Origin of the sequence: Actinophytocola sp. (genome assembly GCF_036002505.1) — a bacterium.
Classification (GTDB): Bacteria; Actinomycetota; Actinomycetes; order Mycobacteriales; family Pseudonocardiaceae; genus DASYTH01.
On sequence record NZ_DASYTH010000052.1, the window covers coordinates 1 to 13,076 of the forward strand.

The 13,076-nt window shown below is 72.2% G+C and carries 1 pseudogene; it reads right to left on the bottom strand.

The features are described from left to right. A pseudogene (locus tag VGR06_RS03740) lies at positions 1-13,076 on the bottom strand (OTU domain-containing protein); the annotation flags it as partial.

The window sequence follows — 13,076 nt, forward strand, 5'->3', positions numbered from 1 at the left end:
TCTCGCCCAGCGCGCCTCCCAGGCTCCCCCACAACTCGGCGAGCCGGCCGGCCGGCAGTTCCTCCTCGCGCAGGGCCGCACGGATTCCGGCCAGCGCGACCCGCTGTTGCGCCGTCGTCGGAACGTGGGTCGACGGGAACACCGGGTCCGGCACCGTCAACTCGGGGAACAGTTCCTGCTCCATGTCTACCCAAGCGTCGAGCCGTTCGGGGTACCAGCCCGGCCGCTCGGTCGGCGCCGGCAGCCACGTGGTCGCGGCGAACAGCTGCGCCACGAGGATCCGCTCGGCCGGCGTCAGCGGCAACAGGTCCACGAACTGGCGCAGCGCGGCCAGGTCCCGTTCGTCGTTCCCACCGTCCATCTGGTCGAGCGTGTGGTGGGTGCCCAGCGGCTGGCCCTGCGCCAGCATCTCGTCCAGCCGCTCGTCGAGGGCGGGGTCGAGCGCGGCGGTGAACATCGCCCGGAACAGCACGACCCGGATCTGCCAGATGGTGAGCTCCAGGTTCCCGGTGGGCGTGCGGACCTCCACGTGGTCGGTCGGCTCGCCCACGACATAACGGAAGTTGAGCGCGTGGTACTTCTCCAGCTGCAGCCGGTGCAGGCGCTCGACGGTGGTGATGCTGGCGTAGCCGCTGGCCGGGATCGAATTCGGCCACGCAAACTCGGTGCGCCGCTCGTGCGACCCCGTCGGGTCGTTGGACAGCCGGTACACCACGTCCTCATTGGCCTTGAACAACCGGAGCAGCCGGGCGTGGGCACTGATGTAGCCCGGCGCCGCCGAGGTGCCGAAGTGGATGTGCCCGCCGGTTGTCTCGTCGACGCTCCCGCCGTAATGGCGCAGCACTCCCAGCCCCATGTCGACCTCTGCCCAGTGCTCCGGCGCGCCGAGGAGGATCCACGAAATGAGCTCGCCGCCCCCGACTGTGGCATCGGTGGCGAACAGCCATTTGCCCTCGGTCCAGTACCTCGCCGGGTCCTGCCGCACGCGCCTCATGGGCGCCTGGTGCGGGACGCTGGTCAGCTTGTACTTCACGTACAGCTCGTCGGCAATGTTCTGGAGGTTTCGCTCGATTATTTCCTCGCGATCGAGTGGGTCCTCGTCTCCCTCCTCCACGTAGGGCTCGTAGAACGGCTCGTCCTCGTCGGCGTTGTCGTCCTCCTCGTGCTCCTCGTGCCCATGCGTCGGGTCGGGCGCTGCCGTGTAGGTGGGGTAAGTCACGAGCGGCGTTTCGGGCTCCACCAACGCCACGTCTGACCCAAAGGTGAACTCGATCTCCGTGCGGAAGCCTGGCGGGTTCTCGTCGTCCTCGGCGAGCTTCGGCAGCGGTGGCGGCCCGCCGTCGGGATACGGGTCGACCTTGCGGTCGCCCCGCTGTCTGGCAGCCCGGAATGCCTCGCCCAGGTAGTCGCGGGGCGGCGTGGGTGGCGCGGGGATCGGGTCGGCCTGGCGGAGGCGGATGTGGCGGATCCCGGTCGTAGGGTCGAGCCGGTTGTCGAGGACCTCGTACTCCACGTCGGGGTCGAGGACGATGACGTCGCGGCCGGTGTCGGGGCGCGACAGCAGGACGCCGGCATCTCGGCCCCTGCGGGTGCTGACCTGGAACCGGACCGTGGTGCCCTCGTCGGCCTCGGCCGGCCGCGCGGCCGTGCCGAACCAGACCCCGGGGCGCAACCGGCGGCCCCGAACGTAGGCCGCCAACTGCTGCTCGGTCAGAGTCGCGTCGTAGTAGACCTCGCCGGTGAACCGCCGTAGCCAGCCCAGCCCGCGGCCGATCCGGCGGGTGATCTCGTGCTGGGGGTCGGTGGCCAGTTCGCGCAGCCGGCCGCGGTTGTCGGCGGCGGCGAGCACGGTCGCTACGGCCCGCCGCCGCACGGCGGTGGCGGTGGGGAAGATCCGTTTGGCCAGATCGAGGTAGCGGCCGAATCCGTCGCCGTAAACCTCGGGTGGGTAGTCCGTGGTGGTCGTCTCGGCGGTTGTCTCGTCGGCCGGGGGGCGGGGGACGGCGATCACCGCGGCAGCCGCCTCCACGCGCAGTGCGGCGAGCCCACGCAGCACCTCGATGGTCGTGCCCGCCGTCGCGGCGGTGAAGGCGGCCCCGGGGCCCGGTGGCGGCCCGAGCTGGGTGCGTAGCGTCGCCAGGCGTCCGCGCAGCTCCGCGGGATCACCGCCGCGGCGGGCGAGCTCGTCGAGTAAGGCGGCGACATCGCCCAGCCCATCGGTGGCCCGGCGGCGTAAAGCCGTTCGGGCTGTCTGGACCAGCTGCCCGGCTCGGCGGCGCACCGTCTCCAGCGCCGCGAGCCGGGCCGCGTCGGCAGACAGCCAGACTCGTTCGGTATGGCGGGCCAGGTTGCGAGCCAGCTCGTCGCGCGCCGCGGCAATCGCGTCGCGAGCGTCACCGTCGAGGGCTCGCACGGCGAGGTCGAGAACGCGGCGGGCGGCGGTCACCTCCGCCGTGATGGCGCGGGCCCGGTCGCGGGCGGCACGCACGTCGGTCCGCCATTGGGCCCTGATGTCGTCGAGGGTGACCCCACCGGAGTTCTTGGTGGTCTTGGCCCGGTCGGCGAGCCGGCGCAGGTGATCACGTTCGGTTTGGGTCGGTAGGTAGTCGGCGGCGGCGTCGGTCACCCACCGGATCACCCGATCCACGTCGGCTTCGGTGACGTTGTCCCCGATCGTCGGGTCGGCCGTGCGGATCGCGTCGGCCAACCGCCGGACCGACTCGAGCAACGGGAGGGTCAGCGGCCCGCCGCCGGTGATCTCCACGGCGAGCCGGCCGGTGTTGCCCAGCCGGCGGACGTAGCGGACCGGTTGGGTAATGCTCAGGCCCTTGACGGTGTCCTGGTTGCCGATCCCGACCTGCCGGCCCAGCCCGACCAGCCCGACGCCGCGGACCGCCGCCAGCTGGTTCAGCTCCAGCCAGGCCATCGCATGCGCGAACCCGAACGCCGCGCCCCGCGGCAGGTCGAACTTCCCGGCCGCCGGTCCGGCCGCGATCGCCACGATGTCGGCGCGGACGCCGTCGAGCTGCGCCCGCACCGCGGCCACGGCCGCCCGGAACTGCCGCATCCACTGCTCGTGGTCGGTGTCGGCCCGAACGGCGCTGGCCTGCAGGGCGCGCAGCGGATCCAGGGGCAGGGTCCGAGCAGGCCCGCCCCGACGGGTCGAGACGCCCAGTTCGGCGGCGAACCGGCGGCCCAACTCCCCAGCCGGCCCGAACCGGGCCAGCGCCGCCCCGACCACCGCGCTGCGGAATCGCGCCCGGACCTCGCCGACGGCGACACCGCCGCGGCGGGCCCGCGCAGACACCGTGTTGAGCAGACCGTCGAGCTGCGCAGGCTCGAGCCCAGCCAGGTCGGCCTGCGCATTGAGCCGGCGCACCTCGGCCAGCACCGCGTCGTGGGCCTGGGTGACCAGGGCTGCGAACCGGGCCGGCAGTGCCGCGATCCGCGCCGCCAGCTCGCCCGTCACGGCACCGCCGGCCACCGCGTCGGCGATCGCCTGGATCTCGCCGGTCAACGTCTCCGCCGCGGTGGTGAGCGGCCACGCCAGCGGGCGGGCCGCCGATAGGTCACGCAGCCCGGTGCGGATCCGTTGCATGCGGTCCCATTGCGCCTGGTGGCGGCGCAGCATCTCGTCGACCACGAGGGTGGCCAGGCTCACCCGCCCGCCGCCGTCGGCCAACCGCTGTGCCCGGTCAGCGAGCTCGCGTAGCCGCGCCGCCGCGGCGGGCGCCGGCCTGGTCACCGACCGCGCCGGATCGGTCACCTGGTCGATCCGCTCGGCGAACTCCATCAGATCGGCGAAGGTGGCCCGGGCCGGATCCAGCCCTGCCGCCGCGATCAACCTCTGCACCCGGCGCACCTGCCGGACGGTGACCATGACCCGCCGGCCGGCCGGTGTCGCGGTCGACTCGACGAACACCTCACGCGTGAGCGCGACCAGATTGCCCGCCGTGCGCGGATCGATGGCCGCGATGTCACCCGTCAGACCGAACTCGCGGCCCAGCGCGCGCAGGTCCGCATGGGTCGCGCTCGCGTCGCCCGTCGGTGGGTACGCCAGCCGGGAAAGGTTCTCCGCGACCAGCATCGGGTCGTTGACCTCCAGCTCGCCCGCCGTCTCCGGCAACTCCGCCTCCGCGGCGGCGAACGCCTCCCGGACCACGTCCGCGATCAACTCGGTCAACCCATGTAACCGGCGGATCACCTGCAGGTGCTCGGCAAGGTCCAGGCCGGCCGTCCCGGCCGTATCCATCGCCGTGCCCAGCGCGGCGTCCAGCTGACGCAGCCGGGCCTGGAAACCGGCCCAGCGCGCCGCCGGCAGGTTCCCGATCGCCTTCTCCAACACGGTGCTAAGCGCCGCCACCTCCGATTCGGCCTGCTCGGCGTGGCTGACCCGGATCGAGGTACGGAACCCGTCGACCGTCGCCACGCCACCACCGGCGACATGGTCGGCCACCGCGTTGACCAACGCCCGCGCCGCGTGATCCGGCAAGGCAATCACCGGATCGTGGCGGGACTCCGCAGCAAAATCGAGTAGATCCTCCGCCCGCATGTCGCGCCGCAGCCGCTCCCGCCGCGCCAGCGGCGCGGCGGCCAGCACCAGCTCCGCAGCCACGCGCACGTCACGCAACTGCCCGACCGTCAGACCAGAACCGTACAACTGCCGGCCCAGCCGGCCCAGATTGTCCAGCCACACCACATCGAACCGGCCGTCCACACCCCGGACCAAGCCGATCTCGCCGGCAATCCGATCCAACCCCAGCTGGGACAGCGGGCCCCCGAGAAGGCCCTGCAGCACCTCACGCGTAGCCGGATCCGCGGCAGGCACCGGGTCGGCAGGAATGATCCCCAGCCGGTCCCGCAGCTTCTCGACGGTCAATGGCCCCTTCACCGCGCCCGCCGCTGTTGCGAGCTCCCGTATCGCGGCGGCGTCCATATCGTCGCCGGTGTCGTGGACCTCCTGCGCCAACGCGACCAGGTCAGCCCACCGAGCCCCACCGGCCAGCGCGATCAGCCGGACCATGACCTTCAACTGCGGCACGGTCACGTTACCCGGTCCGCCCGGGACGATGTGCGCCCGGCGGGTCGCCGCCACCACCGCGACCAGCCGGCCCACGTGAACGTGACCGCCCGCGGCGACCTCTAGCGGCAGCCCGATCGCCTGCCCTAACCGGTCCAGGCTGCCCTGGTCGAACGCCCCGCCGGTCTGGTTGGCGACGTTGGCGCGCACCGCGTCGGCCGTGCCGGGTGGGATCTGGTCCAGGCCGCCCAGCAGGGTGCGCAGCGCGTCCCTGGTCAGCGGCCCGAGCACCGCCGCGGCCGCACCGGCCAGCTCACGCAGCGACGCCCGGCCCACCGGTGCCTTGGGCGCTAGGCCGAGCAGCTCGCGGGCCAGCACCCGCAGCCCGTCCATGCTGCGCTGCGCGGGAGGCAGCAAGCTCGCCAGCCGGTACACACCGACGAGCTCGACGAGGCCGATCACCTCGTCCGGCCGGCGCCAGTCGAGATAGATCCCCCTGGCCAGCCGGACCGCGGCGTGCAGCAGCGCGTAGTCGCATTGTATGTGGGCGCCGGCGAGCAGCTCGACCAGCCGGTCCGCCCGGAGCGCATCGTCGCCGAACCGGCGGGCCAGCGCGCTGATGTCCCGGCGGACCAGCTCGGGGTCGGCCAGCCCGGTCAGCCCGATCACCGGCTGGATCCCGGCCGCCAACTGCGTGCGCCGCACTAGCGCCCGCAACCCCTCACGCACGGTCAGCAGGCCCTGCATCGCAGCCCCGTGCGCCGCCAGATCCAGCAGGTGCCCACCGCCTGGCAGCGTCACGGTCAACTCCTGGTACAGCTGGTTCCACTCGGTCCGCGCATTGGCCGCCGCCTCCGCGTCGGTCTCGGCCAGTCTGGCCACCGCCGCGGTGAACCGCTTCCGCAGCCGGTCCACGATGTCCTGCGCGGACCGCGAAACCAGTTGCCGGGCCGCCTCCCGGAGCCGGCCGGCGGTCAGCGGCCCCAACGCCGCGGCCCGCCCCACCGCCAGGAACAGCTGCCGTAGGTCGCGGGCCGACGGTTCGTACCCCGCAGTCACATCGAAGGACACCCGGTAGATGCGCTGCGCGCCCCGCCGCAGCGCCGCCGGATCGGCGCCGAGCTCGGGCTGCACGCCGCGGATGTAGTCGGCCAGCGCCAGCGCCGCGCGCAGCTCGGCAACGTCGACGTCGTGCTCGTGGATCGCCCGGGCGAACTCCAGCCCGGCGGTCAGCCGGGGCACGTCCACCTCGCCGTCCTGGCCGAGGTCGGCCCACAACCCCGCCAGCCCGGCCGCGTCCAGCGGCCCTTCGGTCAACATGGCCAGGTTCCCCCACACCAACGGACCGGCGTCGAACAGGACCAGCGCCGCGGTCAACCCGAGCGTCGCCCCCACCGCCAGCGGCGGAACGGGCGCGGGCGCCGGTGCAGGCACGGGTGGGACCGGCACCGTGGCCGGGCCAGGTGTAGGGACAGGGGCAGGGACAGGGGCCGGGCCGGTCCAGATGACCGGTTCGGGTAGCGGCGGCACCTGCCCTTCGTCGAGGACGTCGGCGAGCAGCCGGCCCAGGTGCGCGCGCACGTCCTGCACGGCGGCGACCAGCAGGGTGAACGGCGCCACCTCCTCCAGCCGCGGCTGTAGACCCTTGCGCAGCAGGACCGCGGCGGAGTCCTCGTCGGCCAACTGCGCCCAGTTCTCCAATTCCTGGACGGCGGTCTCGATCTCCGCGCGCCGCTCCTGCTGCCCGGGCAGTGCGGTCAACGCCAACAACGCGGTCTCGACGGCCGCTCGCAACGCGTCCTGCTCGGCGAGGACCCCCGCCAGCAGCCCCAACGCCGCCAGCGGATCGGTGTCCGGGCCGACCAGCGTCACCGCCCCCGGCGCCCGCGGCGCGTCGGTGGGCACCGCCGCCAGGAAATGCCCCAACGGCCGGGTCACCCGCACCAGGTACACCGGCTCCCGGACCGCCTGCACCTCGGCAGTGGCCAGGTAGTTGACCGTGCCGTCCTCGTTGACCACCCCGAGGTTCAACCCGAACAACCGGGTCGCCAGCGACGCCACCGCCTCGCCGGCTTCCCCGGCCCACTCCCCCATCGTGGACAACGTCGCGTACACCGCGTCCGGAGTGGTCTGACCCGGCTGGTTGCCGATCCCGAACTCCGCGTAAAACCCGGGGTTGTCGATGTAGTCCGCGGCGAAGAAATCGGCCAGCGCCTCCCGCACCGCTCGAATGGTCACCGCCTCGGGCAACACCCCGAGGAAATCGGCCAGCTCCTGGCGGGCCACCCCGATCAAACCCTCGTAGAAGCAGTTCCCGGTCGGCCCGGTCTGCCGCGGCATCCGCCACTCCAACGCCACCAACGTCTCCAGCTGCGCCCGGGTCGGCAGGTACCGCCCGCCACCGCCCGAGGACATTCCCGGCCCCCACCGGTAGGCGGCAGTGAGCGTGCCGGCAGGTTGGTTGACCGTGGTCCGCAGCCGCGGCGGCGCCTGCTGCGTCAACACCGTTACCAGGTCCGAGCCGTACTCGACCTTCTCCACCGGCAGGAAATGCGCGCCGTCCCGCTGCGTCCGCACCATCCAAACCGGCGTCCCAGTCGTGGCGTCACCAGCCAGCGACAAACCTGGCTGCGGGTCCGGGTCGGCTGCTGTCGGAGCGGCTTCCTCCTCCACGACTGTCAGCGACATCCCGAAACACTCCGCGGCCAGCACCGGCACCAGATCGGACTCGTGCAGCGGCCACCCCCCCATGGTCGCGATCTGCGCGCGCACCGCGTCCACACCCCCCGCGTTGGCCGCCGCCGTGTCCCAGATCTGGTCCCGGTTCGGATCGGCCATCCGCGCCGTGAAGAAATCAGCCAACGCCTGCCGCGCATCGGCTATACCCGGCTGGCCCACCCCGGTGACCGCAGCCACCTTAGGCCCGGCCACCCGCAACAACGCCGCGAAGAACGAGTCGTTCCCGCCATCGCCCCCACCGACGGGCGTCACCAGCTGCCAGCCGGACCGGTCCAGTTCCAGATGCTGCTTGTCCGACAGCGTGGCAGGCGGCCGATCCTGGCCCGGCGGCCGGTGCGGCACCATGTCGCCGGGGGTCAACACCCACGTCCCCCCGGTGACTCGCGGATGCCCGGACGCGGTGAAGCCCAGCGCGGCGGTGGTCGACCGCACCCCCGGCTGCTGCACCACGTCATCCTTGGCGCCCCACATGTCCACGCCCTTGCCCAACCCGGCCAGCGCGCCCAACGCCGTCGAGGTCTCCCGCGACAGCGACGTGCCCGTCGCCACGCTCACCCGCCCGCCCCGGCAGACCGCCAACACGATCGGCGGCATTCCCGCCGCCACCCACCCGGTCCTCTCGTGGATCACCCGGGCGAACTCGGCCCCGGTCAACTCCCGGCCATCGACCTTGACGCGCGACCCGTCATCGCTCACATGCGCCGCGACCACGTAGACGTTCGCGAACGTCGGAATCGCTGCCACCGCGTCCAACAGGACCTGCGGGTCCTCGCCCAGCGCGCCGAAGTAGTGCCCCAACCTATCTGGCAATGCGCCCGACACCAGGGCACGGCCGTCGCGCAGGAAGCCGGCGAGCTCGTCGATCTGCCCGGCGCCGGGCTGGCGCTGCCCGGTGACCTCCCGAGCCAGCCAATCGAGGTCCACCGCCAGACCGGCGTCGACCGCCAGCTTGGCCAGCATCACCACCTGCGCGGCGTACAAGTCGAACGCGTCGGCGCCGAGGGGCGGCCCCGCCACGACGCCCCTGGCCGCCGCGTCCGCGTCGGTCCACGGGATGCCCGCGCCGGTCAGCCGCGCCGCCACCCGCAGCACCGCCCACGCAGACGCGCTGCCGAACACCTCGGCGGCGATCTGGCGCGCGTCGGCGATCTCGTCGGTCTCCTCGGCAGCCAGCCCCTTCTCGATCACCTCGAAGTGCAGCGCCGTGTCGGGCGCGAGCGACGCTGGCACACCGGCGCCGTCAAGCAGCGCCAGCAACTCGGCCTGCTGCGCCGGGGTCGGCGGGCCGTCGTCACCGGCCAGCTCCGCGGCCAGCCACCCCACGTCCAGAACCAAACCGGCGTCGAGCGCAATCCTGCCCAGCATCACCACTTGCGCTTCGTACAATGCCAGCGGGTCGGCGTCTCCCGGCGGGCTGGTCACCACACCGCGCGCCTCAGCGTCCGCGTCGGTCCACCGGATCCCTGCCCTGGTTAGCGCCGCGCCCGCCTGCAGCACCGGCCATATCCCGGTCAAGTTCTCGCCCACCTGCAGGGCGATCTGCCGGGCGTCGGCCGGCTGGCCGGCCGCCTCCGCGGTTAGACCCAGCTCGATCACCCAATCGCCGACCGGGCGCCCGTCGACCAGCGTCACGACCGGCCGAACTCGACGCTCTTCCGGTGAATACACCTCCGGCGGGACGACCGCGACGCCTTTCGCGCGCAACGTCCTTCGGATCAGCGACTCGTAGTAGTGATTAGTCGTCTGGTAGACCGTCCGGCTGATCGCCTTCGAATCGACCGGCTGGGTGAGCTCGCCGGCGATCTCGACGATCTTGGCTTGGATTCCTGGGCTGATCTTGACGCCGGCCGTCGACTGTACGTAGTCGATGCCGGCGGTATCCAACCACTCCCTCACCCAGGCGAGCTGGGTCGGGGTCGGCTTGCCGCTCGGGACCCGGAACACCCGCAGCGTGACATCGGTCAGCACGACCGGCTGACCGTCGGCGATCCGCTCGCGGGCCACTAACTGCGCATACGCCCGCATGAGCTTCTCGGCGTCCACGGTCAACTTACGACCAGGACCGTCATATACAGGAGTGTCGGCCGCCACCAACCTCTCCTCGTAGGATCTCGTGTCCGGGCCGCCGGCACCATCTGGCGAGTTCGCACCGTCGGCGTTGGTGCCGTCGTCCAGGTACGAGTCGGAGTCGGAGTCGAGGTCTGTGTCGGCATCGCTGCCGTCGGTGTCGCTGCCTCGCCACCGGTAGCTGACCGCGAGCGGCCCGGGCGGCTGGAAAACCGCGGTCCGCAGCCGTTGGGGGGCTTGGATGGTCAGCGCTGTGACCAGGTCGTTGCCGAACAGTGTCAGCTCCGCCGGGATGAAATGCTCCCCGCCAAAACGGGTGCGCACCATCCATATCGTCTCTCCCGTGGCCATCGTCTGCGGCGAGCCGACCGGCAACAGGTAGGGCTGGGGGTTCGGGTTGTTCCGCGTCGGCTCTGCATGCTCGATCATCCACAGCGCCACGCCGAACAGGTCTGCGGCCAGCAGCGGCACCAGGTCAGCGGCGTTGCCCAGGTCCGCGCCTACGGTCCGGATCTCCCGCGCCACCTGGACGAGCCCGCCGCTGGCCTGGACGGCCTGGCCCAGCGTCGAGTTCGGGCCCTCGAGCCGGTATCGGGCAATGAGGTAATCGGCCACCGCGTTACGCATGTCCGCGATGCCGATCGGCTGCCCGGCCGGGAGGATCGGCTGCAGCATCGCCTCGACCTGCGGCCCGGCCAGCCGGTCGAACGACGCGAAGAAGCAGTCGCCGCGTTGCGCGCCCGGCATCGGCGCCTGCCGCACCTGCTGCAGACCCATCGCGGCCATCAGCGCGTACTGCCCGTCCGACGGCGTCCGTCGGGCGCGCGGCTGCCCGGGCCGGCGGTGCGGCACCGCGTCCGCCGACGCCAGTCGGATCCCGCCGCCCCCCTGAGTCAGGTCGAGCTGCGGCTGCCCGTTGCGGAGGAACGTGGTCGCCGCGGACAGCGCGGCGCCGTGCGGGGCCACCTGCCAACCGTCGCCCTCCGGGGCGAACACGTCCGCCCCGTTCAAGGCCGCGCCGAATTGCCCCGACAACGAGCCCCCGGCCAGGAACAGGCGACCGGCCTGACAGCCCCACAACACCAGCGGCGGACGGCCCTGGGCGATCCAGTTCGACTCACGTTCGAACCGCCTGGCGAACTGCTGCATCGGCATCGGCTGGCCGTCGATCAGCACCGCCTGGCCGCCTGGCGCGACATGCACCGCGACCATGTAGATGCCGAGGAACTCCGGCAACGCCGCAACCGCCGCCGCCAGTTGCGCCTGATCCTCCCCAAGATGACCGAAGAACCAACCCCTGTTGTTCGCCATTGGGCCGGACGGGCCGCGTCGAACCTGCGGCGCGGGCGGCGCGGGCGGCGCGGGCGGCGCTGCGCCGCCGGGCTGTTGCCGCTGGGCCTGGTTCACGATTTGCTGACGCAGCCGCCGGTCCGTCAGTCGCTGGCCTCGGACGCGATGACCACGGCGCAGACGGTGGGGCTCGCGTTCGTCCCGGACGGTTTCCACCCTCGCTTCGGCCAGCCACGTGTTCGTCTGCGTGCGCATGCTGCGCGTGGCCGGGAGACCCCTGAGGTCGAAGACCAGGGGGATGATCGCCATCGGGTCTGCTGGCCGCCCAGCATTGTTGGCCTCGACTCCCAGGCGCTGGATTTCCTGCCGTAGGAGTTGCCCCGCACGGCGGGTGAGTACCCTGTTGTGCTCGTACCGCACCCGCATTTCCGCGCGAAGCCGAGCCTCAAGGCTCTCCCCGTTCCCGTCGTCGCCTTGCGGCTGGGGCGCCGCGTCACCCTCCGGCGTCGGCGCGGCATCGTCATCGACCTCGGCCGGGGCCTCGACAACGGCCGCCGGGCTCCCGTCCTGATTTTGGTCGCTGGAGGAATCTGATGTGCTCGCGTCCGTGTCGTCGCTGGAGGAATCCGGTGTGCTCGCGTCCGTGTCGTCACTGGAGGCAGCTGCGGTGCTCGTGTCCGTGTTGCTGGTCTGCGGCGACGCCAACGGAGCAACGAGATCCTCGCCGGTCGAGCCGGTGTGCCGGACGCGCCCCTCGTCGAGGATCCGGCGCAGCCGGTCGATCTCCGTCCGGGGCGGCGGCTCCTGCCCGGACAGCTCGCTGGCCAACAGGCCCACGTCGAGCAACTGCCCGGTGCTCTCGGCCATCCTGCCGATGGCCAGCACCTGCTCGCGCAGCTCTGCCGCGTCATCCATCGGTTGCTGCTGCGTGATATCGATCATCAGCCCGCGCGTCACCGCCTGCGGGTCGGTCCACGACACGCCATGCCCGGTCAGCCACCGAGCGGCGTCGATTACGTTCCGCTCGTCGGCCTCCTCTCCGAACACCTCGGCGGCGATCTCCCGCACGTCGGCCGGCCGGTCAGCGGACTGCGCCAACAACCCCAGTTCGATAACCTGGTCCCGCGGATTCAACGCGTCCGAGCTGTCGGAGTCGGAGTCGGAGTCGGAGTCAGCGTCATCGGTCGCCGAGTCCCCGGCCTGCATCCGCTCCGACCAAGTGCCAAGGTCGGCGACAACTTGCCGGCCAGGCGGCAGGGTTGCGGTCTGCGGGATCGCCGTGGTCACCGGCCGCCCGTCGCTGACGGTGGTGACGATCTCCTCGAACACGCCCCGCCGCGTCAGGTTCAGGCTGCGGTCGCGCCGCACCCCGCCCTGCCCGGCCACCGCCGTGCCGATATCGGTCCGCACGAACACCTTGTCCGCGGTCGCGGTGACCGGCGCGCCCGGCCGCAGCTCGGACAGCTGCCAAGCGACCGAGTCAAGCTCACCCTTCGCCGCCTCGCAGACCAACAGGTCCAGCGCCCGGTCGGCCGGCACGTCCAACTCGGCGAGCACGTCGTGGAGCATCGCCGCCGGCACCAGTTGGCCATCCAGGTAGATCTCGCCGTTCTTCCCATGCAGATCCAGCGCGGTCACACCCGGCCGCGCGACATGCTTCTGCAGCTGCTCCGCCGTGCTCATGGTCGCGCCCGCCGTCTCGCGCGGCTCGTCGCTCTCGCCGCGAAACGCGATCAGCGTCGGCACGCCGTCCGCGTCCTTCCCCACGACTGTCGCGGCCCGCCGCAGCTTCTCCCGCGACATCGGCGCCAGGGGCACCGCCGTCTCGGGCTCGCCCTCGGCGTCCAGGATCTCCTGATCGGAGGCGATGTCCTCGTCGTCCGTGGCGTCGGATTCGGCCGGCGCGGGCGCGTTGCCACTGGGGCTGTCGGGATCCGGCCCGCCGCCGCCGACCAGCAAC